The 25,931-nt window shown below is 60.8% G+C and carries 22 protein-coding genes; 11 read left to right on the forward strand and 11 right to left on the reverse strand.

Going from position 1 to position 25,931, the window contains the following annotated elements:
- Positions 1 to 283: 283 nt before the first annotated feature.
- From tatC to K6T12_RS18970, 9 genes are all read right to left on the reverse strand, one after another.
- Positions 284 to 1,084 (reverse strand): twin-arginine translocase subunit TatC, encoded by an 801-nt coding sequence (gene tatC, locus K6T12_RS18930; RefSeq protein WP_222224457.1) that lies wholly within the window; start codon positions 1,082 to 1,084, stop codon positions 284 to 286.
- On the reverse strand, positions 1,077 to 1,478 hold the full coding sequence (tatB, locus tag K6T12_RS18935; RefSeq protein WP_222224458.1) for a Sec-independent protein translocase protein TatB: 402 nt from the start codon (positions 1,476 to 1,478) through the stop codon (positions 1,077 to 1,079). Before tatB ends, tatC begins: the two co-directional genes overlap by 8 nt.
- Before the next feature lie 15 nt (positions 1,479 to 1,493).
- Positions 1,494 to 1,751 carry a Sec-independent protein translocase subunit TatA gene (tatA, locus tag K6T12_RS18940; RefSeq protein ID WP_222224459.1) on the reverse strand — a complete coding sequence of 86 codons (258 nt, stop codon included), beginning with the start codon at positions 1,749 to 1,751 and terminating at the stop codon, positions 1,494 to 1,496.
- Between the two features lie 107 nt (positions 1,752 to 1,858).
- Positions 1,859 to 2,191: a phosphoribosyl-ATP diphosphatase gene (locus K6T12_RS18945; RefSeq protein ID WP_222224460.1), complete on the reverse strand. Its 333-nt coding sequence runs from the start codon at positions 2,189 to 2,191 to the stop codon at positions 1,859 to 1,861.
- A gap of 17 nt (positions 2,192 to 2,208) precedes the next feature.
- Positions 2,209 to 2,598 (reverse strand): phosphoribosyl-AMP cyclohydrolase, encoded by a 390-nt coding sequence (hisI, locus tag K6T12_RS18950; protein ID WP_222224461.1) that lies wholly within the window; start codon positions 2,596 to 2,598, stop codon positions 2,209 to 2,211.
- A gap of 92 nt (positions 2,599 to 2,690) precedes the next feature.
- Complete coding sequence (gene ubiB, locus K6T12_RS18955; protein WP_222224462.1) at positions 2,691 to 4,322, reverse strand: ubiquinone biosynthesis regulatory protein kinase UbiB; 1,632 nt, start codon at positions 4,320 to 4,322, stop codon at positions 2,691 to 2,693.
- Positions 4,323 to 4,375: 53 nt separating this feature from the next.
- The gene (locus tag K6T12_RS18960; protein ID WP_222224463.1) at positions 4,376 to 5,953 is read right to left on the reverse strand and encodes a sensor domain-containing diguanylate cyclase; all 1,578 of its coding nucleotides are present in this window, start codon (positions 5,951 to 5,953) and stop codon (positions 4,376 to 4,378) included.
- A 148-nt stretch (positions 5,954 to 6,101) separates the two neighbouring features.
- Positions 6,102 to 6,737, reverse strand: coding sequence for a thiol:disulfide interchange protein DsbA/DsbL (locus tag K6T12_RS18965; RefSeq protein ID WP_222224464.1), 636 nt, complete (start codon positions 6,735 to 6,737; stop codon positions 6,102 to 6,104).
- 164 nt (positions 6,738 to 6,901) lie between these two features.
- Positions 6,902 to 7,504, reverse strand: a complete 603-nt coding sequence (locus K6T12_RS18970; RefSeq protein WP_222224466.1) for a c-type cytochrome — start codon at positions 7,502 to 7,504, stop codon at positions 6,902 to 6,904.
- 204 nt (positions 7,505 to 7,708) lie between these two features.
- Here K6T12_RS18970 and yihA point away from each other — a divergent pair, with 204 nt between their 5' ends.
- Complete coding sequence (gene yihA / locus K6T12_RS18975; protein ID WP_222224467.1) at positions 7,709 to 8,374, forward strand: ribosome biogenesis GTP-binding protein YihA/YsxC; 666 nt, start codon at positions 7,709 to 7,711, stop codon at positions 8,372 to 8,374.
- Between the two features lie 385 nt (positions 8,375 to 8,759).
- On the opposite strand, the gene polA is transcribed toward yihA, so the two are convergent.
- Positions 8,760 to 11,504, reverse strand: a complete 2,745-nt coding sequence (gene polA, locus K6T12_RS18980) for a DNA polymerase I (protein WP_222224468.1) — start codon at positions 11,502 to 11,504, stop codon at positions 8,760 to 8,762.
- Between the two features lie 187 nt (positions 11,505 to 11,691).
- Here polA and K6T12_RS18985 point away from each other — a divergent pair, with 187 nt between their 5' ends.
- The 4 genes from K6T12_RS18985 (at position 11,692) to K6T12_RS19000 (ending at position 17,160) form a co-directional block, all read left to right on the forward strand.
- Positions 11,692 to 11,973, forward strand: coding sequence for a DUF2782 domain-containing protein (locus tag K6T12_RS18985; protein WP_222224469.1), 282 nt, complete (start codon positions 11,692 to 11,694; stop codon positions 11,971 to 11,973).
- A 32-nt stretch (positions 11,974 to 12,005) separates the two neighbouring features.
- The gene (locus tag K6T12_RS18990) at positions 12,006 to 12,986 is read left to right on the forward strand and encodes a homoserine kinase (RefSeq protein ID WP_222224470.1); all 981 of its coding nucleotides are present in this window, start codon (positions 12,006 to 12,008) and stop codon (positions 12,984 to 12,986) included.
- A 100-nt stretch (positions 12,987 to 13,086) separates the two neighbouring features.
- Entirely contained in the window at positions 13,087 to 15,300 is a 2,214-nt protein-coding gene (gene uvrD, locus K6T12_RS18995) for a DNA helicase II (protein ID WP_222224471.1), read from the forward strand.
- Between the two features lie 459 nt (positions 15,301 to 15,759).
- On the forward strand, positions 15,760 to 17,160 hold the full coding sequence (locus tag K6T12_RS19000) for a sodium:solute symporter family protein (protein WP_222224472.1): 1,401 nt from the start codon (positions 15,760 to 15,762) through the stop codon (positions 17,158 to 17,160).
- Positions 17,161 to 17,287: 127 nt separating this feature from the next.
- Here K6T12_RS19000 and K6T12_RS19005 read toward each other — a convergent pair whose 3' ends face one another.
- Positions 17,288 to 17,689, reverse strand: coding sequence for an acyl-CoA thioesterase (locus K6T12_RS19005; protein WP_222224473.1), 402 nt, complete (start codon positions 17,687 to 17,689; stop codon positions 17,288 to 17,290).
- A 321-nt stretch (positions 17,690 to 18,010) separates the two neighbouring features.
- Here K6T12_RS19005 and K6T12_RS19010 point away from each other — a divergent pair, with 321 nt between their 5' ends.
- From K6T12_RS19010 to K6T12_RS19035, 6 genes are all read left to right on the forward strand, one after another.
- Positions 18,011 to 18,982 carry a PstS family phosphate ABC transporter substrate-binding protein gene (locus tag K6T12_RS19010; RefSeq protein ID WP_222224474.1) on the forward strand — a complete coding sequence of 324 codons (972 nt, stop codon included), beginning with the start codon at positions 18,011 to 18,013 and terminating at the stop codon, positions 18,980 to 18,982.
- A gap of 152 nt (positions 18,983 to 19,134) precedes the next feature.
- The gene (locus tag K6T12_RS19015; RefSeq protein ID WP_222224475.1) at positions 19,135 to 21,411 is read left to right on the forward strand and encodes an ABC transporter permease subunit; all 2,277 of its coding nucleotides are present in this window, start codon (positions 19,135 to 19,137) and stop codon (positions 21,409 to 21,411) included.
- A gap of 28 nt (positions 21,412 to 21,439) precedes the next feature.
- The gene (gene pstA, locus K6T12_RS19020; RefSeq protein ID WP_222224476.1) at positions 21,440 to 23,128 is read left to right on the forward strand and encodes a phosphate ABC transporter permease PstA; all 1,689 of its coding nucleotides are present in this window, start codon (positions 21,440 to 21,442) and stop codon (positions 23,126 to 23,128) included.
- 35 nt (positions 23,129 to 23,163) lie between these two features.
- The gene (gene pstB, locus K6T12_RS19025; protein WP_222224477.1) at positions 23,164 to 23,997 is read left to right on the forward strand and encodes a phosphate ABC transporter ATP-binding protein PstB; all 834 of its coding nucleotides are present in this window, start codon (positions 23,164 to 23,166) and stop codon (positions 23,995 to 23,997) included.
- A 72-nt stretch (positions 23,998 to 24,069) separates the two neighbouring features.
- Positions 24,070 to 24,798, forward strand: a complete 729-nt coding sequence (gene phoU / locus K6T12_RS19030) for a phosphate signaling complex protein PhoU (RefSeq protein WP_222224478.1) — start codon at positions 24,070 to 24,072, stop codon at positions 24,796 to 24,798.
- Between the two features lie 279 nt (positions 24,799 to 25,077).
- Positions 25,078 to 25,761, forward strand: coding sequence for an SPOR domain-containing protein (locus tag K6T12_RS19035; RefSeq protein ID WP_222224479.1), 684 nt, complete (start codon positions 25,078 to 25,080; stop codon positions 25,759 to 25,761).
- Positions 25,762 to 25,931: the final 170 nt, after the last annotated feature.

Here is a 25,931-nt window from a genome sequence, read left to right on the forward strand (position 1 = left end):
TTTCGTCGCCGTGGCGACTACTGTGAAGCGGTTGAGAGCGGGTCGGTTATTATCGTTAATTTCGATTAAAAATCAACAACTTATTTCCGACCTTCCCGGCTTGCTGAGCGGCCGTTTCAGGCTGTCTCCCCAAGCGAGGAGGCGCATTCTACAGACCCCACCGAGGGAGTCAACCGGCTGAACGCAAAAAGTTTAAAAAATATGACAGACACAAAAAAGGCACCCATCGGTGCCTTTCTGTTTGCTTCACTACGGCAGACGACAGCCGACCACACATGCATAGCTAGTGCTGGCCATCCTCAGGGGTATGGTCGTAATCCATCTCCGCTTCATCCGGTTCGCGGCGCACCAGGATCCGACCCAGCACGATACCCAACTCGAACAGCAGCCACATCGGCAGTGCCAGCAAGCTCTGCGAGATCACATCCGGTGGCGTCAGTAGCATGCCGAGTACAAAACATCCCACGACCACATAGGCACGCTTGGATGCCAGGCTTTCTACCGAGGCGGCGCCCGACCAGATCAGCAACAATGTGGCGATCGGGATCTCGAATACGATGCCGAAGGCAAAAAACAACTTCAGCACGAAATTCAGATAGCTACTGATGTCGGTCATCACCGCAACGTTTTCCGGCCCGACACTGGTAAAGAAACCGAAGATCAGCGGGAACACCACGAAATAAGCGAAAGCGATGCCGGAGTAGAACAGAAAGATACTGGACACCAGCAGCGGCACGGCCAGTCGCTTCTCGTGCTTATAGAGGCCGGGGGCAATAAAGCCCCAAGCCTGGTGCAGCACCAACGGCATCGCCAGGCAAACCGACAACATCAGAGTCAGCTTGAACGGCGCGAAGAACGGCGAGGTCACGTCGGTCGCGATCATGCTGGTACCGGCCGGCAGCAACGCCGTCAGCGGTGCCGACAGGTATTCATAGAGATCGTTGGCGAAATAGAACAGACCGAGGAAGATCAGCAGAATCGCCAGAATCGCCCGTATCAGCCGCTGGCGCAGCTCGATCAGGTGCGACACCAACGGCTGTTCCTGGTCCTGTTCCGGCAGGTTGTCGCGTTGTGAGTCATTCATTGCGGGTGGAATCCGCCTTACTGGCGTGTGCGGAGGATGGCTGTTCGACCGAGTTGTTCGCTACCGGGCGGCCCTGCATCTCAGCAGCTTCGCCCTGCTGAGCAGTCGAGCCGCCAGTGGACATCGGCGACTCGCTGTCGAGCGCCTGCTCGAACGGGGTACGCATCTCCTGCAACTCCCGTTCAAGCTGCTCCTTCTCGATCGCCGCGGTGCGCTTCATCTCTTCGATACGCAGCTCTTCCGTGATCTCCGACTGGATTGAGCTGACCGTGCGACGGATCCGACCCAGCCAGAGGCCAAGGGTACGCGCCGCAGTCGGCAGTTTTTCCGGGCCGAGCACGACCAATGCGACCACTGCTACTATCAGCAGTTCAGCGAAACCGATATCAAACATCAGCGAAGACCGAGCTTACTGCTCGCTTTTCTTTTCCTGCTTGGCAGCAGTCGCGGCAGGGTCGACAAAGTCGGCGTCCTCTTTGGCCAGCTTCTTGGCATCTTCAGGTTTGTCGGCCTGCGCCTGCTCGTCGTCGCTCATCGCTTTCTTGAAGCCTTTTACAGCATTGCCGAGATCACCGCCGATGCCGCGCAGTTTCTTGGTGCCGAACAGCAACACGATGATGGCCAGAACAATCAGCAATTGCCAGATACTAATACCGCCAAAGCCCATAACTTTACTCCGTCTTGGCGCAGCTCAGACTGCGCGACTCATCTGGTTAGATTCAAGCTACCGCCATATGCGGCGACAGCCCTGCCGGATCCTTGCCGGCTGTGAGATCAACCTTTGCTGCGCGACGCTTTCTCTTCCAGCCCCGACATCCCGAAACGACGTGCCAGTTCATTCAGCACCGCCTGGGGCTGTTCGCCCAGATGGGACAGCATCACCAGGCTGTGGAACCACAGATCGGCGGTTTCGTAGATCAGCTCGCTGTTATCGCCGCTGATCTGCGCATCCTTGGCCGCCAGAATGGTTTCGGTTGCCTCTTCGCCGACCTTCTCGAGGATCTTGTTAAGCCCCTTGGCATGCAGCTTCGCCACATAGGACTGGTCGGCATCAGCCTGTTTACGCTGTTCCAGAATCTCGCCCAGCTCTGTCAGAATATCACTCATCGCAGTAGGAATACCTGTCATTTGTCATAGATCGACTTCGGATCTTTCAATACCGGATCGACCGGCAGCCATTCGCCATCCCGATAGACACTGTAGAAACAGCTCCGACGGCCGGTATGGCAAGCGATCTCGCCCAGCTGTTCCACTTTCATCAGGATTACATCAGCATCACAGTCCAGCCGCAGTTCATGCAGTTTCTGCACATGGCCGGACTCCTCGCCCTTGCGCCACAATTTCCGACGCGAGCGTGACCAGTAGATCGCCCGCTGTTCACGGGCGGTCAGCTGCAGCGCCTCACGATTCATCCAGGCCACCATCAGCACCTGGCCGGTCTGATAATCCTGAGCGATCGCCGGCACCAGGCCATCTGCATTCCACTTAACTTGATCCAGCCAGTCGGTCGACATAATTCTTACTACTTCTACTCTCTTTCGATGTGCGGCAAGCATAACCGATGGCCACTACATGCACCATCCCCGCCCAGGCGCGCGCCACCCACCTAACGGCGCAGAATCAGGTACAATCCCGCCGCCGCCAGCAGCCAGCCGCCGGCCGGCAACTGCAATAACCACTGTTCGAACTGCTCGCTACCGCTGAACAGTGCCGCCAGCAACAACAGCACACCCGCCGTCCGCACCCGTTCGCGTTTGCGCTGAATACGGGCGGCCGCTTCGGCATAGGCTTCCAGGTCACGGCCGCGGTTGCGGTCCAACCGGCGCAGCTGATCGAGCGCATCATACGCCAGTTGCGGCAGGTGCGGCATCTTGTCGAGCCAGTCCGGCGCCTGCTGCTTTATAGCTCGGTAGACACCTTTCGGGCCCATCCGTTCTTTCATCCAGTCTTCCAGGAACGGCTTGGCGGTCTGCCACAGGTCCAGATCCGGGTAGAGCTGGCGGCCCAGCCCTTCGATATTCAGCAGCGTTTTCTGCAGCAGCACCAGCTGCGGCTGTACCTCCATATTGAACCGCCGGGCGGTCTGGAACAGCCCCAGCAACACCTGGCCAAAAGAGATATCCTTCAGCGGTTTCTCGAAGATCGGCTCACAGACGCTGCGGATGGCCGTTTCGAAGGCGTCCACGTTGGTATCCGCCGGCACCCAGCCGGAATCGACATGCAGCTGGGCCACCTGGTGGTAATCACGCTGGAAGAACGCCAGGAAGTTACGCGCCAGGTAGCTCTGATCTTCCGGCGTCAGGGCGCCGACAATGCCGAAATCCACCGCGATGTACTGCGGTGAGGCCGGATTGTTAAAGGATACGAAGATATTGCCGGGGTGCATGTCGGCGTGGAAGAAGCTATCGCGGAACACCTGGGTGAAGAAGATCTCGACGCCGCGCTCAGCCAGCAACTTGAGGTCGGTGCCCTGCGCCTTCAACCGCTCCACTTCCGCCACCGGGATACCGTGAATCCGCTCCATCACCAGCACATCGCGACGGGTGTAGTCCCAGAAGATCTCCGGTACGTACAGAATCTCTGAGCCGGCGAAGTTGCGGCGCAGCTGCGAACCATTGGCCGCCTCCTTGCGCAGGTCCAGCTCGTCGAAGATGGTCTGTTCATACTCCTGCACCACCTCCACCGGCCGCAGGCGACGTCCATCCTGCGACGCCGACTGCAGCAATCTCGCCAGGGTGTACAACAACGCCACATCCTTGCGGATAATCCGGTCGATACCCGGCCGGATCACCTTGACCACCACCTCGCGACCGTCGCTCAAAACCGCCGGGTGCACCTGGGCCACCGAAGCCGAGGCGATCGGATTGGCGTCGAACGACGAGAACAACTGCGCCACCGGCTGGCCCAGTGCCTTTTCGATCAGCCGCTGCGCTTCCCCCCCGGCGAACGGCGGCACCCGGTCCTGAAGTTTCTTCAGTTCATCGGCGATATCGTCCGGCAGCAGATCCCGCCGGGTCGACAGCATCTGGCCGAACTTGATAAACACCGGACCAAGCTCTTCCAACGCCAACCGCAACCGCACCGCGCGCGGCTGGCGGACCGGCACCAGATAGCGCCAGGGTAGCAACCACAGCAGTAATTTCAGGTACCAGGGTAGCGGCAGGTGATCGAAAAAGGTGTCCAGCCGGTGGCGCACGGCGATACGGCCGATGGTCAGAAGTCTTAGCAAACGTCGCACGGGAATGTGGTGTCCGTAATTAGATCGAATATGACAGAGGCGGATTATACCCTTTATCCCACCTGTGTCCGGTTTCTGCCGCCCTGTTTGGCGGCATAGAGCGCCCGGTCGGCCCGGTTGAACAGCTGATCCAGATCCTCATCGGGCTGGCTCTCGGCAATACCGAACGACATGGTTACATTGACCGGTTTGCCATGGAAGTTGAACGGGCTCTCAGCCACCGCCTGACGCAGCTTCTCTGCCGCGCTCACGGCGGCGTCGGCAGCGGTGGACGGCATGATAATGACGAACTCTTCGCCGCCGTAGCGGGCGACGAAGTCGGTGCTGCGGCTCTGCCGATTGAGGATCTTGCCGATCAGCCGCAATACCTTGTCACCGGCCAGATGGCCGTAGCTGTCGTTGATCCGCTTGAAGAAATCGAGGTCGGCCACCGCCACCGAGAACGGCTGCCGGTAGCGTTGCCAGCGCTCGTACTCCTGACTCAGCTGCTCGTCATAGGCAGTTCTGTTGGGCAGCCCGGTCAGCGGGTCGGTGCGGGCACGGTGACGCTCCTCCTCCATATGCGCCTTAACCTGACGGGTCTCCTCCTCCATCAGCTCCACCTTCTCCATCAGCGACTCGTAGCGCTGCTGCAGGTGGCCCTCACGCTGCTCCTCCTGGCGGCGGAACTCATCCATCGCCTTGACGATACCGACCAACTGTTGCGATACCGCCTTTTTCAGCTCGCCCAGGTCATGGCTCACCTTGACCGCGTCGTGCAGCTTGCGTACATCGCTGCGTACCTGCTGTTCCAGCTGGCGGTGCTGAACACCGGATTCACCCTGCTCACGCTGGTTCTCCAGCAGGAACTTCTGCACCTCGGACAGCTGCACGGTCAGGTTCAGCAGGTAGCTTTCGAACTCCTTGCTGCCGTCATTGGTGGCTTTGGCAATAATGTCGGTCAGAGTGTGCAGCAGCTCCGGCAGTTCACTGATCGCAAACCCCTGCTCGACTTTCTGGATCAGACTGCGAACCAGGCCGGTAGCGTTGAGCGGCACGTTGATGCCCTCAACCAACGCCAGCAGCTCGACGCCAACCCGCTGCAGCAGCAGCTCGGTATCTTCCGCCAGAACTTCGTCACTGAGTTCGTTTTCGGCCGGTACCGGCGGGTTGGCCGGCACCCGGGCATCGGCCTGGATAACCGCCCGCTGCAGGCTGACCATGCTGGAGACGAATTCCGCCAGCTGGTAGTGTTTTTCAACAGCATCATGGCCCTGGCGCTCCAGGTCGACCAGCTGTTCGACCAACCGGTCGTCAGGAGCCGCCATCCGCAGCTGTTGGATCCAGGCAAGGACCGCTTTCAACAGGGCGCGGGACTGTTTCTCCCGGCTACTGTCCTGGTGGCGTATGTGGCGCTCGACAACGTCGCCGGCCTGCTTGATCCGATCGGCGTCCGCTTGAGCCTGCAGTACCGTGCGCAGGCCGCTCAAACTGTCGTCCAGCCGCGCATCGTTACCCTGCAGGGGAATACTCATCACATTGATCAGCTGCTTGAGCTGTTGCTCAACCTGCTGCCCCTGCAATTGATTCTGCTCCACCTCCAGGGCCAGCTCACGGTACTTCCGCTTCCAGTTCTCTTGCTCGCTACTCAAGGACCACCTCTACGAACCGCCGCCTTTTCTCGGCACTGAAAGCAGCCATGTTAGAGCAACCACCGCTTCGGCTCTAGCGCCCAAGTCAAATTTCAGGCGATAAAAAACCGCCCGATGGCGGTTTTTTGTTGACGGTTCAGTGTAAGGCTTACTGCTTGGCCAGCGCCTTGCGCTCCTTTTCGATCAGGAAGTTCACCACTTCCAGCATCTTCGCCTGGCCGCCGGCGCTAGCCGCCGTTACCCGGTATTTGCCGTTGACCACCAACGACGGCACGCCAGTGATCTCGTAGCTACGCGCCTTGGAGTTACCCTGATTGAGCTTGGCGTTCACCGCGAAAGAGTTGAAATACTTGTTGAACTTGTCGCTGTCCACACCCAGCTTGCCATACAGCTCGGCCAGGTCTTCCTGGCTGCGTAGCCGGCGACGCTCAACATGCACCGCACTGAAGGTTGCCTGGTGAGTCTTGTCCAGCACCTTCATTAACTCAGCCGTGTAGTAGGCCCGGGCAAACGGCTCCCAGCTACGGCCAAACACCACCGGGATACGCTTGAAGTCCACATCGCCGGCCACCTTCTGCTCCCAGCTGTGCAACACCGGCTCGAAGCTGTTGCAGTGCGGACAGGGGTAGCCGAACATCTCCACCACTTCGACTTTCGCCGGATCAGCGGTTTTCACCGCCTGCGGCAGCTCGATGTAATGTTTGCCCGCCTGAAAGCTCTCTTCAGCCAGGGCCACCAGCGGCATCAACATCGCCACACAGACCAGCACCATCTTTTTCAACATTGCTACACTCTCCAGATTCCACCTGCTGACCGCAGGTTTGTCCTTTGCAGACCGGAAAAAGTTCCAGCCAGCCGAGAAAAATACCGACAATCAGATTGCCATTTTCAGGGGCCACAAAAAAGGCAGCCTAAGCTGCCTTTTTCGAATTCAGCCTGAACAGGCCCTTAGTGCAGACCCTGCACGTAAGCGGATACCGCTTCGATCTCGGCATCGCTCATCTTGCCGGCGATATCACGCATCATGCTGCCCGGATCGTTACTGCGACTGCCGGCACGGAAATCCTTCAGCTGCTTGGCCACATAGGCGGCGTGCTGACCACTCAGCGCCGGGAAGCCAGCAGAATCGTTGCCAATGCCGGTCGGCGAGTGGCAGGCGGTGCAAGCGGCGACACCCTTATCGGCAACGCCGGTGCGGTACAGTTTCTGGCCCGCTTCCACCTTGTCTTTCGGCACCTGGCCCAGCACGGTAGTCTGCTTGGCGAAGTAAGCGGCGAGGTCAGCCAGGTCCTGATCGTTAAAACCATTCAGCAGCCCAGTCATTTCGACCACCTGCCGGCCGCCGTCCTTGATCTCTTTCATCTGCTTGAGCAGGTATTTTTCATTCTGGCCGGCCAGTTTCGGGAAGTTGGCGATGGCACTGTTACCATCGGCCCCGTGACAGGCTGCACACATCGCGCTCTTAGCTTTACCCTGATTGGCGTCGCCGGCCGCGTGAGCGACACCGGTGATACCAATGCTTACCAGTAGGCTGATCAGTAGTTTGTTCATCGACTAACCCAGACTCTTGCTTAGTAATTTTGCTTAGGCCCCGCGTGCGACCGGATCAGGCCGGGCAGAAACCAGCTTATTCTCACCCCGCCTGCGACTAGAGAGATGCTCTGATCACAGGTAAAATTTGGCGGCATTATAACCTAATATCCACTTAAACTGGAACGGTAATATCGGGCCCAAACTCCCGTCTGCCTTAGACTTATGTCAATAGAAGAAACCACTATCCATTACACTCAGGCCCGCTTTAACAAGAGCGCCGCCAAGCTCCACCAATGTCCGCCGGACAGCGGTGCGGAGGTTGCATTCGCCGGCCGCTCCAACGCCGGAAAGTCCAGTGCAATCAACACATTAACCAACCAAACCAAGCTGGCACGCACCTCTAAAACACCCGGCCGCACCCAGCTGATCAACTTCTTCGACCTGAACCTGCCGGACCTCCGTATCGTCGATCTGCCCGGTTACGGATTCGCCAAGGTGCCGCTCGAAATGAAGCAGCACTGGCAGCAGCATCTGGACGAGTACCTGCAGCAGCGCGCCTGCCTGCGCGGGGTGGTGCTGGTGATGGATATCCGTCATCCGATGAAGGAGTTCGACCAGATGATGGTCGGCTGGTGCCAGCAGACCGGCATGCCACTGCATGTGCTGCTGACCAAAGCCGATAAGCTGAAGAAGGGCCCGGCGCAGAGTACGGTGCTGAAACTGAAGAAGGAACTGGGCGCGATTCTCGGCGACCAGGTCAGCGTACAGCGCTTCTCGGCGCTGAAGAAGGAGGGTGTCGAACAGCTGCGCCAGCGGCTGGACGACTGGTTGCTGGCGGAGCCTGCCGGCGACTCTGAGCCGGACGGCGAACTACCGCCGGAACAGTAGGTTCTGGTCAGCGAATTCGGCAACCAACGTGGCCCAACCCGCGTAGGCTAAGCTTCGTTAACTGGAAAACCTATAAAAGAACCAAAAGAGAAGCCCGGCATTCAGGAAGGGGAACAAAGGGAATGACCGGGCTTCAACGCATGCTTGTTGTGATAAGAGCCACAGGCCATGGCACAGACTTCGAAGTGACTCTCAAGCAGTGTGATACGGAGCGCCGGAAAAAGTTCCCCTGACACGGCCTGCTCACCAACCTACTTCACGTCGCACCTATAACTCAAAATAGTGAACCCATAAGATCAGGGTCTACGTGTGGGCACAAAAGGCGTGCCCACCCTACCGATTGCGCCCCTGTTAACTGTTAACTCCAAACAGTTAACTCATACAATCAATGCGCCTGCTCCCAGTTGTCACCGATGCCGGCGTCCACCACCAGCGGCACATCCAGCTCGGCGGCAGCCGCCATCTGCGCCTTCAGCTGCGGCACGAAAGCATCCAGCTGGTCCTGCGGCACTTCGAACACCAGCTCATCGTGCACCTGCATGATCATCCGCACCTGCGCATACTCCTGCGCCAGCCAATCGGCCACCCGAATCATCGCCCGCTTGATGATATCGGCGGCGGTGCCCTGCATCGGCGCGTTGATCGCGGTACGCTCCGCCGCTTGGCGGCGCATGGCGTTACGGGCCTTGATCTCCGGCAGGTAGAGGCGGCGACCGAACAGGGTTTCGACGTAGCCCTCCTCCGCCGCCTTGGCACGGATATCGTCCATGTAGCGTTGTACGCCCGGGTAGGTTTCGAAGTAGTGGTCGATATACTGCTGCGCCTCGTTGCGGCCGACACCCAGTTGTTTGGCCAGGCCGAACGCCGACATACCGTAGATCAGGCCGAAGTTGATCGCCTTGGCACTGCGCCGTTGATCGCTGCTGACCTGATCGGCCGGCACCTTGAACACTTCGGCGGCGGTGGCACGGTGGATATCGTCGCCATGGGCGAACGCCGCCAACAGCCCCTGGTCGCCGGACAGGTGGGCCATGATGCGCAACTCGATCTGCGAGTAATCGGCGGCGACGATCTTGTAGCCCTCGGGCGCGACAAAAGCCTCGCGGATGCGGCGCCCCTCGGCGGTACGCACCGGGATGTTCTGCAGGTTCGGGTCGGTGGACGACAACCGGCCGGTGGCGGTCACCGCCTGGTGGTAGGAGGTGTGGATACGGCCGGTCTCGGCGCAGATCATCTGCGGCAGCTTGTCGGTATAGGTCGACTTCAGCTTGCTGAGGCTGCGGTGTTCCAGGATCAGCCGCGGCAGCGGATAGTCGCTGGCCAGCTCCTGCAACACCTCCTCGGCGGTGGACGGCGCCCCCTTCGGCGTCTTCTTGACCACCGGCAACCCCTGCTCCTCGAACAGGATCTGTTGCAGCTGCTTCGGCGAACTGAGGTTGAACTCCTTACCGGCCACCTCGAACGCCAGCCGTTCGATCTCCACCAGCCGCTCGGCCAGCTCGACGCTCTGCTGCCCCAGCCGCTTGGCGTCGACCAGCGCGCCGTTACGCTCGATCTGCGACAACACCGGGATCAGCGGCTTCTCGATCTCTGCGAACAGCTTCAACAACGAGCCGGTCTGGCTGAGCTTGGCGTGCAGCACCTGGTGCAGCCGCAGGGTGATATCGGCATCCTCCGCCGCGTAGGGAGCCGCCTTGTCCAGCTCGATCTGATTGAAGGTCAGCTGCTTCTTGCCCTTGCCGGCGATATCCTCGAAGTGCACCGTCTGAACCCCAAGGTAAAGATCGGCCAGACTGTCCATATCGTGCCGGGTGGCGGTGGAGTTCAATACATAGGACTCCAACATGGTATCGAACGCCACGCCACGCAGCTGGATACCGTAGCGGGCCAGCACGTTCATGTCGTACTTGATGTGCTGGCCGACCTTGGCCTGGTGTTCGTCTTCCAGCAGCGGCTTCAATTGCGCCAGCACGCTGTCGCGTGCCAGCTGGCTCGGCGCGCCCATGTAATCGTGGCCGAACGGCAGGTAAGCCGCCTCACCCGGCGTCACCGCGAAGGAGACGCCGACCAGCTCGGCCACCATGTAATCCAGCGCGGTGGTTTCGGTATCGAAGGCGAACAGTTCGGCGCCGCGCAGCTTGTCGAGCCAGCGATCCAGCTGTTCCTGTTCAAGAATCAGTTCGTAGTTCAACTCGCTCGGGGCGGGCGCCGCCTCGGCCTGTTCCGACTCGGCCGCCGCGCCGCCACCCGACTCCAGCTCGCTGATCCAGCTGCGGAATTCGAACTGACGGAACAACGCCAGCAGCGCCTCCGTATCCGGCTGCGGCAACTGGAACTCCTCGATGCTCTCGTGCAGCGGCACGTCGGTCTTGATGGTCGCCAGCAGGTAGGACAGCTCGGCCGCCTCGCGGTTGTCCTGCAGCTTCTTCGGCATGCTCTTGGCGCCCCGGAAGCCCAGTTCCGGAATCCGCTCCAGGTTTTCGTACAGCGCCTGGATACCACCGATGCCCTGCAACAGCGCCAGGGCGGTCTTTTCACCCACCCCCGGCACGCCCGGAATGTTGTCGACCTTGTCGCCCATCAGCGCCAGGTAGTCGATGATCAACTCCGGGCCGACGCCGAACTTCTCGCGCACCCCGTCGACATCCAGCACCGTATTGGTCATGGTGTTGATCAGCGTGACATGGCCATCGACCAGCTGGGCCATATCCTTGTCGCCGGTGGAGATCAGCGTCGCCCGGCCCAACTCGCTGGCCTGGCGGGCCAGGGTACCGATCACGTCATCGGCCTCGACGCCCTCTTCCACCACCAGCGGCAGCCCCATGGCGCGGATGATGTCGTGGATCGGCTGCACCTGCGAACGCAGGTCGTCCGGCATCGGCGGCCGGTGCGACTTGTACTCCGGATAGATCTCGTCACGGAAGGTCTTGCCCTTGGCATCGAACACCACCACCACCGGGCTGTCCGGATACTGCTTGATCAGGCTGCGCAGCATCGAGGTCACCACCCGGATAGCGCCGGTCGGCGTGCCGTCGGCGGCGCGCAGGTCGGCCTGCTGGGAGGCGAAGAACGCGCGGTACAGGTAGGAGGAGCCATCCACAAGGATCAGCGGGGCAGTCGAGTCGCTCATCAAGATCATCCATTTCGGGTCGGGTTCAGTTGCGGCCCATCATATTCGATCCGCGCCGGCGGCTGAAGCCGACGCCGGACACCGCCGATCAACTAAAGTTAAAATGGCAGCTTGGTTTTAGGGCGCCAAGGCCGTTTAATTACGCAACAAAATGCGCAACCACATTCACTTTCAGGGACGCACACTCATGTATAAGAAGTTACTGCTTGCCGCCGCCCTGCTCTGCACCCCGCTGGCGCAGGCAGAACAGCTGCCGGATTTCGATGCCAGCGAGCCGCAGATCACCATCCGTCATGACGAAGGCAAAACCTTCTACGAATACCGCATCAACGGCGAGCTGAGAGAGATCAAGGTGGTACCGAGCCGCGGCAAGCCCTACTACCTGGTACCGGCCGACAGCCGTGACGGTTTTATCCGGGTGGAAGAGTCTCAGCTGCTGATCCCGAAATGGATCCTGTTCCGCTGGTAAGGCCGCAACGAAGTAAATAAGAAGAGTAGACCGTGGCAGTATATACAACCGTAACCCGACAGGACCTCGAACCACTGCTGAGCAACTATGATCTCGGCCAGGCAAGCGACCTGCAGGGCATAGAAGGCGGCATCGAGAACACCAACTACTTCCTGACCCTCGAGCAGGACGGCCAGCAGCAACAGTACGTGCTGACCCTGTTCGAAGAGCTGGGCGAAGAGGAGGTGCCGTTCTTTATCGAACTGGGCCAGTGGCTGGCCGAACGCGGCGTGCCGGTGCCCTACGGCATCAAGGACCGCAACGGCATCGCCCTGCACCAGTTGCACAAGCGGCCGACCATCCTGCAACCGCGCTTCACCGGCCGCCATATCAGCCAGGCCGAGATCCGGCCGCGCCACTGCGCGGCGATCGGCTGCGCGCTGGCCCAGTTTCACCTGGCCGGCGAGCAGTTCTTCCTGAAGCGCCAGGCCCACCGGGGGCTGTTCTGGTGGCGTCGCGAAAGCGCCCGTATCGCCAGCCACCTGAGTGCCGAAGACGCCCAGTTGCTGAAAGCGGAGGTCGAGGCGTTCGACCAGCTGCGTGAACATATTGGCGACCAGCTACCGCAGGGGGCGATCCACGGCGACCTGTTCCACGACAACGCACTGTTCGACGGCGACCGGATCAACGCCATCCTCGATATCTACAATGCCGCCACCGGTTACTGGCTGTACGACCTGGCGATCGTCGCCAACGACTGGTGCTGCAACCCGGACGGCAGTATCGATCCGGCCCGCGAACAGGCCCTGCTGAGCCACTACGGCCAGGTCCGGCCGTTCTGCGCCGCCGAATACGACGCCTGGCCGGTGCTGGTACGTACCGCGGCGATGCGTTTCTGGCTGTCACGGCTACTGCCCTGGCTGGGCCTGGAGCAGGATGGCAGCGAGAGCGGCGACAAGAAACTGAAGGACCCGGATGAATTGAAGCGGATCCTGCTGGCCCGCCGCGCCACTCCCACCCAATTGCCACGCTGATCTTCAGCGCACCCTCGTCCGGGGCTGTCAGATCCGCCCCGGACCGATATAATCTCCCTACTGATTATTCATACAGTCTTCAGAGGTCAGAGCCGGCGCTATGGATGTAACCCACATTATCGAGTCCCTCAACGACGCCCAGCGCGAGGCGGTTACCGCACCGCTGCAGAACCTGCTGGTGCTGGCCGGCGCCGGCTCCGGCAAGACCCGGGTGCTGGTGCACCGGATCGCCTGGCTGATCGAAACCGAGGGCCTGTCGCCCTACTCGATCATGGCGGTGACCTTCACCAACAAGGCCGCCCGCGAGATGCGCGGTCGAATCGAGGAACTGCTGGGGATCAATCCGCAGGGGATGTGGGTCGGCACCTTCCACGGTCTGGCCCACCGGCTGCTGCGCGCCCACTGGCAGGACGCCGGCCTGCCGGAGAACTTCCAGATCATGGACAGCGACGACCAGCTGCGACTGATCAAGCGGCTGTCGAAGGAACTCAATTTCGACGACAACCGCTGGCCGGCACGTCAATTCCAGTGGTACATCAACGCCCAGAAAGACGAGGGGCTGCGCAGCTGCCATATCGAAACCAGCGGCGACCAATTCGAGCGCAACATGCTGACCATGTACCAGGCCTACGAGGAAGCCTGCGAACGGGGCGGCATGATCGACTTCGGCGAGCTGCTGCTGCGCGCGCTGGAACTGCTGCGCGACCGCCGGCCGCAGCTGCTGGCCCACTACCAGGACCGCTTCCGCTACATCCTGGTGGACGAGTTCCAGGACACCAACAGCATCCAGTACGGCTGGCTGCGGCTGCTGGCCGGCAACGACCGCAAGCTGATGGCGGTTGGCGACGACGACCAGTCGATCTACGGCTGGCGCGGCGCCAAGATCGAGAACATCCAGAACCTGTCGGAGCACTTCGCCGACACCCGCACCATCAAGCTGGAGCAAAACTACCGTTCCAGCCAGAACATCCTCGACGCCGCCAACGCGGTGATCCGCAACAACCAGGGCCGGCTCGGCAAGGAGCTGCGTACCAGCGCCGCCGAGGGCGAACCGCTGCAGCTGTACGCCGCCTTCAACGAACAGGATGAAGCACGCTTCATCGTCGACCAGATCGACAAGTGGATCAAGGACGGCAACCTGCGCTCGGAATCGGCCATCCTCTATCGCTCCAACGCCCAGTCGCGGGTGATGGAGGAGGCGCTGATCCGGGCCGGCATCCCCTACCGGATCTACGGCGGCCACCGCTTCTACGACCGGCTGGAGATCAAAAACGCGCTGGCCTACCTGCGGCTGCTCAGCAACCGCGACGACGACACCGCGATGGAACGGGTGATCAACGTGCCGACCCGCGGCGTCGGCACCAAGACCATCGAAACGCTGCGCCAGTTCGCCCGCCAGGAGGGCGTGTCGATGTGGCGCGCCGCCGGCGAGATCATCGCCAACAAATTGCTGCCGGCCCGCGCCGCCAACGCCCTGCAGGCGTTCATCGAGCTGATCGACCAGCTCGACCAGGATACCTGCGAGGTCGAGCTGCACGAGCAGACCGAGCACGTGGTGAAATGTTCCGGGCTGATCGAGCACCACCTCAAGGAGAAGGGCGAGAAAGGCCAATCGCGGGTGGAGAACCTCGAGGAGCTGGGCAACGCCGCCAAGCAGTTCCTCAGCCAGTGGGACCAGATGGAGCAGGAGGGCTTCAGTTCGCCGCTGGCGGCCTTCCTCGACCAGGCGGCACTGGACGCCGGCGACGCCCAGGCCGACGAGTTTCAGGACAGCGTCCAGCTGATGACCCTGCACTCCGCCAAGGGGCTGGAGTTCCCGCTGGTGTTCCTGGCCGGCATGGAGGAGGGGCTGTTCCCGCACAGCATGTCCGCCGAGGAACCAGGCCGGCTGGAGGAGGAGCGCCGGCTCTGCTACGTCGGCATCACCCGCGCGATGCAGCAGCTCTACCTGACCTACGCCGAATCGCGCCGGATGCACGGCCAGGAGAACTACAACCGGCCGTCACGCTTCATCCGTGAGATTCCGGACGAGCTGATCCGCGAGGTGCGGCTTAACGCCAGCATCAGCCGGCCGATGATGGCCGGCCAGTTCCAGCCGAAGAAGAGCAGCCTGTTCGACAGCGACTCGCTGAGCAGCGCCGAAGTGCCGGACACCACATTGGCGCTGGGCAGCCGGGTCAGCCACCCGAAATTCGGCGAAGGGATCGTGCTGAACTTCGAAGGCTCCGGCCCCAAGGCACGGGTCCAGGTCAACTTCGAATTCGAGGGCACCAAGTGGCTGGTGGTCGGCTTCGCCAACCTGCAGCCTCTTTAATTCAAAAGCTTCATCGCGACCTACGCCAACTCTGAGCGACCCACGGGGTTCGCGTTGCCCGCAAGGGTCGCCCGCGGAGCGGGCTGCTACAAAGCACTGTTCCCGTAGCAGCCCGCTCCGCGGGCGACCGGATTGACATAACCTCGGGTTCAAGGCTTTTACTGTTAAAGCTAATACCCCAATGAAAACTCGATGGTTCGGGCCATACCCCAATAGATAGTTATAGGCCCAACAGCTTCAGATCGATCTTGTTATGTATGACTGAGATATCGCCAGATTCGTCTGGCATGAACAGGCAAAATAGACAACCAAGCCTCCTAACTGTCACTCCCGCCTGATTACCCCTTATGCTTAAACGACAAACGAAGCGGATTTTCCAAGCCCATATTGGCCACACGGCTGCACTGCCACGGCGGAACAGCCAATAGAAAGCGACGGACGGTAGAAAAGGGAGAGCGGATGCATCTGTACGATATGCTGGGCCTGGCCGCCTACTTTATCCTGCTGGTCTGGATCGGCTACCGCAGTGCCCGCCAGGTGCACTCCAGTGCCGACTTCGCGGTGGCCGGCAACAGGATCACCTGGCCAATCCTGTTCGCCACCCTGGCCGCCTCCTTTCTCGGCGGCGGCGCTTCGCTCGGTCGGGCCGGCAAAGCGTTCGAAGATGGCTATGTGTTCATGTTCGCCGCCAGCGCCTTTCCGATTGCCACCATCCTGGCCGGCCTCTATGTGGCGCCGAAATTGAAACGCTATGCCGGTGCCCAGACCGTCGGCGATATTATGCAGCACCACTACGGCAGCGCCGCCCGGCTGGCAACCGGGCTGTTCTCGCTGGTGTTCTGCATCGGCGTTCTCGGCGCCCAGGCCCTGGCCGTGGGCACCCTGTTCAACGCGGTGTTGGGGGTCGATTTCGCCACCGGCATCATCGCCGGCATGGCGGTGGTGTTGCTCTACTCGACGGTCGGCGGCATCTGGGCGGTGATCCAGACCGACGTGGTGCAGTTCCTGATGCTGGCACTCTGCCTGCCGCTGACCATGGTGATCACCCTGCAGCAGGTCGGTGGCGCCGAGGCGCTGATCGCCCGGCTGCCGGAGGCCCACTTCAGCCTGATGGGCGATTACAGCCTGGCTGCGTTCCTCAGCATCTTCATCGCCTTCCTGCTCGGCGAAACCCTGGTGCCGCCCTATACCCAGCGCGCCCTGGCCGCACCGGATGCCCGCAACGCCCGCATCGGCTATTCGATCGCCGGCCTGTTCGGCCTGCTGTTCTATTTCGTCAGCTCGACCATCGGCCTGCTGGCGCTGGTGCTCTACCCCGATATCAGCGCCGACCAGGCACTGCCGGCACTGGTGCGTAGCGCGCTGCCGGTCGGCATTACCGGCCTGGTACTGGCCGCCCTGCTGGCGGTGGTGATGTCGACCGCCGACTCCTACCTGAACTCGGCAGCGGTGATCTTCGTCAAGGATATCTATCAGCCGTTTGTCGCGCCGCAGATGGATGAACGGCACCGGCTTTGGATCGAGCGGATCGTCAACCTGGTGATCGGCAGCGGCGCGGTGCTGTTCGCACTCTACGCCACCTCGATCATCGACGCCCTGCTGCTCAGTTACGTGTTCTGGGCGCCGACCATCCTGATCCCGTTCGTACTGGCGGTGGTGTTCGATCTGAAATGCCGCCGCGCCGCGTTGCTGGCGATGCTGGCCGGTGCGCTGACCAGCCTTCTGTGGCAGTGGGGCCCGTTTGAGCTGGAGCAAGCCAGCGGTTTGAGCGCGTTGATCGCCGGGGTGTTGGTCAACATCCTGGTGTTCACCCTGGTCTACCGCCGCTACGCCACCAAAGCCCGATCGGGGGAGGTTTGAAATGCACTGGTTCGAGCTGACCGTCTACGGCATCGCCACGCTCTGTGTCGCCACCGCACTGCTGATCGGGATACTGGCCTGGCGCTTTTACCGTGACAGCTAGCCGATCATTCATAGAACCGCGCTGTCACTCGTCGCGCGGCAGCCGGCGGATATGACCGGATTTGTTGATCGCCACCTGCACGCATTCGGTCTCGGTCACCTTGCGCAGTTCGCTGCCGTCCGGGCACCGCCCCCACACCTCGACCAGAATCTTCACCGAGCTGTGACCAAGCTCCTGCACCCGGGTATAAAAGGACAGCACCGTGCCGACCAGCACCGGCGACATGAACTGCAGCGGCCCGACCGATACCGTGGCCACCCGCCCCTGGGCGATCTCGGCGGCACGCATCTCTGCCGCCAGCACCGCCTGAGCCGAGACCCAGCCGCCATAGACATCGCCGAACATGTTGGTGGCCTCGCCCAGCGCCGGACGCTGCAGGCTGAGCTCGCCTTTCGGTTTCAGAACCTGATCGTTTGTCGGACTCATTTGCTCTCAACTTCCTCTACTCACACGGGCTGGCACCGGCGAGAAACCTGCGCCAGCATCTGACGGTTCGTCATCAGTGCCGCCAATATTCCATGCCCGGACGATACTCCAGCACCCGTCTTAAGTCTAATGATCGGCGATGACATTAAGGCTGCAAACCCCGCCGTTATTGGCAGGCCCGGCCGGGCCAGCGCATTCGTCGACCGCCCGGCAGGCTCTGCCGGCAATTTATCCAACGTCACATTTTTGTCATACAGCCCCTCTATAGTGCTTGCATCGTCACCAATCAATACAAACTTGTTCTCTCTCAGGAGCATAGAAATGAAACCGATGAAGAAGCTGTTCGCTGCCGTTGCAATGACTGCAACCTGCGTCACTGCCAACGCTGCCGATCTGCTGGATCCGAACCTGCCGAGCTACCAGAAGTCTTCCGGTGTCTCTGGCAACCTGTCCAGTGTTGGTTCCGACACTCTGGCTAACCTGATGACTCTGTGGGCTGAAGAGTTCAAGCGTAACTACCCGAACGTCAACATCCAGATCCAGGCGGCTGGTTCCTCCACGGCTCCGCCGGCGCTGACCGAAGGCACTTCCAACCTGGGCCCGATGTCCCGCAAGATGAAAGACAAGGAGATCGAGGCGTTCGAGAAGAAATTCGGTTACAAGCCGACTCCGGTCGCTGTTGCCATCGACGCCCTGGCTGTCTACGTCCACAAGGACAACCCGGTTAAAGGCATGAGCATCGCCGACGTCGACGCCATCTTCTCCTCCACCCGCAAGTGCGGCAACGCTGCCGACATCACCACTTGGGGTGAACTGGGCGTTGAAGGCGCGCTGGCCAGCAAGAACATCCAGCTGTTTGGTCGTAACTCCGTATCCGGCACCTACGGCTACTTCAAGAAGAAAGCCCTGTGCAAAGGCGACTACAAGAACAACGTGAACGAGCAGCCGGGTTCCGCTTCCGTGGTCCAGTCCGTTTCCACCTCTCTGAACGGCATCGGCTACTCCGGTATCGGTTACAAGACCTCTTCCGTACGCGCCATCCCGCTGGCCAAGAAGCCGGGCCAGCCGTTCGTAGAAGCCACTGCAGAAAACTCGCTGAACGGCAGCTACCCGCTGGCGCGCTCCCTGTACGTCTACGTCAACAAGAAGCCGGGCCAGCCGCTGTCGCCGCTGGAGCGTGAATTCCTGAAGATGGTCATGTCCAAAGTCGGTCAGGAAGTGGTTGTCAAAGACGGCTACATCCCGCTGCCGGCCAAGCTGGTCGAGAAGCAGATGGCAGCTCTGGGCCTGTAACACAGGCGCTACGCAACATCCGCTCGATACACCGAGGGGCGCCATGTACGGCGCCCCTTCGGTTTGCCTGTTGCCTGTAATAAATCTGTCATCAAGCTGCAGTAACTTAGCCCCACCTCATACTCTCTCAGGTTTCCCAGGACATTCGTGCCATGAGCATTGATAACAGTTCCCAAATGCCGGACCTGGATTTTGATACCCCAGCCCTGCAACGGCTGCGCAAGATCCGTAAGGCGAAGGATAAGTTCGCATCGGCTGGCATCGCCTTCGGCGGTATCAGCGTCATTATCGCGATCCTGCTGATCTTCTTTTATCTGCTGTACGAGGTCGCTCCGCTGTTCCAGTCGGCCAAGGTCGAGAGCTGGCAGGACGGCGAGCAACAGGTTGCGCCTTACGCCGTACCCGGAAACGGCAACAGCCTTTACCTGACGATGGAAGAACAGGCCGAGATCGGCCTGCGCGTCAGCGACCAGGGCGACATCATCTTCTTCAACACCCGCAACGGCGAGATACTGCTGCAGCAGAGACCGGCACTGGCGGACCAGTTCAAGATCACCAGCTTTGCGCTGGCCTCGGAAGCCAGCCGGATCTTCGCGCTGGGCTTCGAGAACGGTCAGGCACTGGTCATCAAGCACGATTACAAGGCCACCTATCCGGACGGCAATCGGGTGATCACCCCCTACCTCAGCTATCCGCTGGGCGATGCGCCGATCCAGCTGGGCGACCAGCCGCTGGAACTGCTGGCAGTGAACGGTGACGAGGGCGAATGGCGCATCGTCGGTGGCAACGAACAGGCGCTGTCGGTGGCCGAGCTGATCCTGTCCGAAAACCTGATCACCGGCGAAGTGGAAGCCGAGACCGATATCATCGCACTGCCGAAACTGAATCTGGCAGCCAACAAGCTGTTGCTGATGCCGGACCGCCGCTGGCTGCTGATCGACGGTGCCGAAGGCAAGATCGGCGTGGTCGACCTGAAAGCCCGCAACGGTGCCCAGACCACCCAGGTGCTGGACGCTTCCACCGGCGAGATCACCGCGTTCGAACTGCTGCTGGGCGGCAGCTCGCTGCTGGTGGCCGACGACAAGGGCCAGGTATCGCAGTGGTTCCTGGTACGGGACGAGAACAACGCCTGGCAGCTGACCAAGATTCGCAGCTTCGAGGCCGGCAGCCAGCCGGTACGCGACCTGACGATCGAACACCGCCGCAAAGGCTTTGCCACCATCGACGACAGCGGCACCCTGCGGCTGTTCAACAGCACCGCCCAGCGTACGGCGCTGACCGCTCAGTTGGCCGGCGAAAACGCCGACCATATCGCCCTGTCGCCACGTGCCAACGCGCTGCTGATGGAACAGGACGGCATGCTGTCGCTGTGGCAGGTACACAACGAACACCCGGAGATCTCCTGGGATGCGCTCTGGTCCGAGATCTGGTACGAAGGCTACCAGGAGCCGGAATTCATCTGGCAGTCCTCCGCGGCCAACAACGACTTCGAACCCAAGTACAGCCTGATGCCGCTGGCATTCGGCACCCTGAAGGCCGCCTTTTACGCGATGCTGCTGGCCACCCCGCTGGCGATCTGCGGCGCTATCTACACCGCCTACTTCATGGCCCCGGCACTGCGCCGCAAGGTGAAGCCGATTATCGAGTTGATGGAGGCGCTGCCGACGGTCATTCTCGGCTTCCTGGCGGGCCTCTGGCTGGCGCCGTTCATGGAGCTACACATGGCCGGTATCTTTGTGGTGCTGCTCACCATCCCGATCGGCATTCTGTTATTCGCCTTCACCTGGGCCCAGTTGCCGAACCGGATCCGCTTCCTGGTACCGGAAGGCTGGGACGCCGCACTGCTGATCCCGGTGGTTATCCTGGCAACCCTGTTCGGCCTGTGGATTGCGCCAGGCATCGAAGCGCTGCTGTTCGGCGGCGATATGCGCCTGTGGATCACCAAGGACCTGGGGATCACCTACGACCAGCGTAACGCCCTGGTTGTCGGTATCGCGATGGGCTTTGCGGTTATCCCGACCATCTTCTCGATCACCGAGGACGCGATCTTCGCCGTGCCGAAAAGCCTCAGCTACGGCTCGTTGGCGCTGGGCGCGACCCCGTGGCAGACCCTGGTGCGCGTGGTCATGCCGACTGCCAGCCCGGGCATCTTCTCGGCGGTGATGATCGGCATGGGCCGCGCGGTCGGTGAAACCATGATCGTGCTGATGGCGACCGGCAACACGCCGATCATGGATATCAACATCTTCGAGGGGATGCGGACCCTGGCGGCCAACATCGCCGTGGAGATGCCGGAGTCCGAGGTCGGCAGTACCCATTTCCGAATCCTGTTCCTGGCGGCGTTCGTGCTGTTCCTGTTCACTTTCGTGGTGAACACCCTGGCCGAAACCATCCGTCAGCACCTCCGTAAGAAATACGGCTCCCTGTAACCCGTGAGTGAGAAAGGAGAACTGTAATATGCGTGTCTCATTCACCGAATGGACAAAATCCGGCTCCCCCTGGGTGTGGCTGAATGCCGGCGCCGTGGCGATCAGCATGATCATGGTGATCGGCCTGCTGGGGCTGATCGCGGTGCGCGGCCTGGGCCATTTCTGGCCGGCCGATATCATGCAGGCCAAGTACACCGAAAACGGCAACACCATCGTGCTGGCCGGCGAAATTGCCGACGGTGAGAACGTGCCGGCCGAACAGCTGCGCGATGCCGGCGTTGCGGTACCGGCCGATGCCGAGTTCATGCGTCGCAACCTGCTGAAGATCGGCAACCGCGATGTCGGCGGTTCCGACTTTATCTGGGTGCTGGACGAGTTCCTCAGCGAAAAAAGCAAACCGGAGATGCTGTTCGCCGCCGAGCGTCGCGAATGGGGCAACTTCTACGGCTACCTGCGTGGCCTGAAGGAGAACGGCACCCTGGTCGCCAGCCATGACGGCTACCAGAAAACGCCTGAGTACATGGCGCTGTGGCACGATTTCCAGCAGCGTCTCGAGCGCGCGTTGAGCATCCACGACCAGATCAAGGACATTGAAAAAGGCGCCATCGGCTCGATCAACTACGAGCTGGAGCGGCTGCGTCTGAAGCAGCGTTCGCTGGAACTGAAGGGAGTGACCGATCAGTCTGCCTACGACGAACTGGATGCCCGCCGGGCGGAGCTGAATGCCGAGTACGAAGTGCTGCAGAAAGAGCTGCTGGACCTGTACACCGCTTTCAACCGCGACAGCCTGATCGCGGAAACCGCCGCCGGCCAACAGGTTGAGATCGATATCGGCAAGGTGGTGCGCGCCTTCCTGCCGAACAACATGGGGCTGACCGACAAGATCGGCCACTACATCGCCAAGATCTGGGAGTTCGTATCCGACGATCCGCGCGAAGCAAACACAGAGGGCGGCATCTTCCCGGCGATCTTCGGTACCGTGATGATGGTCCTGCTGATGTCGGTGATGGTAACTCCGTTCGGCGTAGTGGCAGCGGTCTATCTGCGCGAATATGCCAAGCAGGGCTTTATCACCCGGCTGATCCGTATCGCGGTCAACAACCTGGCCGGTGTACCCTCGATCGTCTACGGTGTATTCGGTCTCGGTTTCTTCGTCTACTTCCTGGGCGGCAACATCGACGATCTGTTCTTCCCGGAAGCCAAACCGGCACCGACCTTCGGTACCCCGGGCCTGATGTGGGCCTCGCTGACTCTGGCGCTGCTGACCGTACCGGTGGTGATCGTGGCCACCGAAGAGGGCCTCAGCCGCATCCCGCGTGCGGTGCGTGAAGGCTCGCTGGCACTGGGCGCCACCAAGGCGGAAACCCTGTGGAAAGTGGTGCTGCCGATGGCCAGCCCGGCGATGATGACCGGCGTGATCCTGGCAATCGCCCGCGCCGCCGGCGAGGTGGCACCGCTGATGCTGGTCGGGGTGGTCAAGCTGGCACCGAGCCTGCCGCTGGACCTGAACTACCCGTACCTGCACCTGGACCAGAAATTCATGCACCTGGGCTTCCATATCTACGATGTGGGCTTCCAGAGCCCGAACGTCGAAGCGGCCCGGCCGCTGGTATACGCAACAGCGCTGCTGCTGGTGGCGGTCATTGCCCTGCTGAACTTCTCGGCGATCGCCATCCGAAACCACCTGCGCGAGAAATACAAAGCGCTTGAAATGTAACGCTGGATGACAGAACAGGTTAAAAGGTTAAAATCATGACAAGCGAAGCCAAATCACACGCAATCGATATCTCCTCTATGCAGCGTGAAAACCGAACCCTGCAGCTGGACAATGAGATCCACACTCTGCAGGTACAGAACCTGAAACTGCGCTACGGTGACAAAGAAGCGCTGCACGGCATCGATATGCTGATCCCGAAAAACCGGGTGACCGCTTTTATCGGCCCATCCGGCTGCGGCAAGTCCACCCTGCTGCGCTGCTTCAACCGGATGAACGACCTGGTCGACGGTTGTTCCATCGATGGCCAGATCCTGCTGGACGGCAAGAACATCTTCGACCGCGCCGTCGACGTGGCCGAGCTGCGCCGCCGGGTCGGCATGGTATTTCAGAAACCGAACCCGTTCCCGAAATCGATCTACGAAAACGTGGCTTACGGCCTGCGTATCCAGGGGATCAACAAGAAGCGGGTGCTGGACGAGACCGTCGAGTGGGCGCTGAAATCCGCCGCCCTGTGGGATGAGGTGAAGGACCGACTGCACGAGAGCGCGTTGGGCATGTCCGGCGGTCAGCAGCAGCGTCTGGTCATCGCCCGCACCATCGCGGTAAAGCCGGAAGTACTGCTGCTGGATGAACCGGCCTCGGCACTGGACCCGATCTCCACGCTGAAGATCGAAGAGCTGATCCACGAACTGAAAAAAGATTTCACCATCGTGATCGTCACCCACAACATGCAGCAGGCGGCCCGTGTCTCCGACTACACCGCCTTCATGTACATGGGCGACCTGATCGAGTTCGGGGTCACCGACACCCTGTTCACCAACCCGGTTCAGAAACAGACCGAAGACTACATCACCGGTCGTTACGGTTAATAACTGCCCGGCGGGGCGCCTGGTCGCCCCTCCCGCAGAGCGACCTGAAACACAGCAACGGAGAACAATGCCGTGCAGTTTGAAGACAATTATTCCTCGCACATCTCCCAGCAGTTCAACGATGAACTGGAGCAGATCCGCACCGAGCTGCTGACCATGGGCGGTGTGGTCGAACGCCAGGTTCACGATGCCATCGAAGCGCTGCTGAGCGGCGATGCCGACCTGGCCGAGCAGTCCCGCAAGGTCGACAAGCAGACCAACGAAATGGAGCTGATGATCGACGAGCAGTGCACCACCATCATCGCCCGCCGCCAGCCGGCCGCCAGCGACCTGCGGCTGATCATCTCGGTCTCCAAGGCGGTCAGCGACCTGGAGCGGATGGGCGACGAAGCCAGCAAGATCTGCCGCCATGCGATCGAACTGGTCAACGACGGCGAATCCCAGCGCGGCTACCAGGAGATCCGCCATATCGGCAGCCTGGTGCGCGACATGGTCAAGGACGTACTGACCGCCTTCGCCCGCAGCGATACCGAGCTGGCCTACCGGGTCGCCAAACAGGACAAGTCGGTCGACCAGGAATACCGCACCGCGATGCGCTCGCTGGTGACCTACATGATGGAAGACCCGCGTGCCATCTCCAGCGTGCTGAACGTGATCTGGATCCTGCGCTCGCTGGAGCGGATCGGAGACCACGCCCGCAACATGGCGGAGCACCTGATCTATCTGGTCAGCGGCACCGATGTTCGCCATCAGAGCCTGAAAGAGATCAAGAAAGCGGTGCGCGAAGACCTGGAAAAATAATCCTGCCCTTCCCGCTACCGAGAGAAGCCCCGCTCCGCGTCACTTAAGCGGCTGGGCCGATGCCATGTAGGGCTGACGTCAGTCGGCCAGGAGCCCGTAGGGCTCCACAACCGCCTGCGGCGGTGGCGCACTAAAGTACGCCCTACAAGGCCTCCCCGTTTCAAACAGCCACCCTCCTTCAGCGTAGGTTAAGCATTTCTCTGCTCGGACATTAATCAATCCGACCGGATTGTAGTATCCTTCTGCGCATTACATTTCCCACCAGGCAGGATCGCCCCGATGCAGATCAGAATATGGACGTTCAGCCGGCTCGTCGTACTTTGCGCGCTGTTCAACCTCAACGCTTTTGCCGATACCGACCTGAAGCAGATCGAAGGACGCCTGTACGCCGGCAACGACAGCGGCCAGTACCCGCTGGAAGCGATCGAGATCCGCCTGCTGGATCAATCGGGCGCCGTGATCGCCAATACCCGCACCACCTCCGAAGGCCGTTACGCATTCGATCAGATCCCGGCCGGCAATTACCGGGTCCAGCCGGATCGCCAGGCGCTGGCCCGCCGGGAACTGTCCACCCCGCCGCCCCAGCCGGTCAATCTCAGCGGCGACAGCGACCTCATCAATGTGGGTACCACCGTGCTGTACGGCAAAAGCCTGAGCTGCGTACCCGCCGCTCACTCAGCCAAGGCACCGCCGGCCCAAGCAACGGCGGCTCAACTGCCAGCCGGCGGCTATACCCTGCAACTGATGGCCGGCCACAAAGCCGCCAGCGTGCAGCAGTTCATCGACCACCATCGATTAAAAGATACCTATCAGCTAAAAGTCCGCCGTAACGGCGCCGACTGGCACCTGCTGCTGCAAGGAAGTTATCCGAGCTATAAGGCGGCCCGCCGGGCAGCGGCCAGCCTGCCCGCCGGGCTGCGACCGTGGATTCGCAAAGTAGGCAGCTTGCGCACCTGTTGCTAGGTAAGGAAAAGGATCTCGTAAGTTTCCTGGCCCGGCTTTGCCTATTGGAGGGTGTTCATAGTTCTGTGTCAGCGTAAATCACAGGTCCACATATTGATCCACCCTGCCCGGGAAGTGGATGGTCAACTGGGATAGCGTCAGATTCCAGTTTTGTACTGGATGCGTCCACT

This window comes from Marinobacterium arenosum (assembly GCF_019795155.1).
GTDB lineage: Bacteria > Pseudomonadota > Gammaproteobacteria > Pseudomonadales > Balneatricaceae > Marinobacterium_C > Marinobacterium_C arenosum.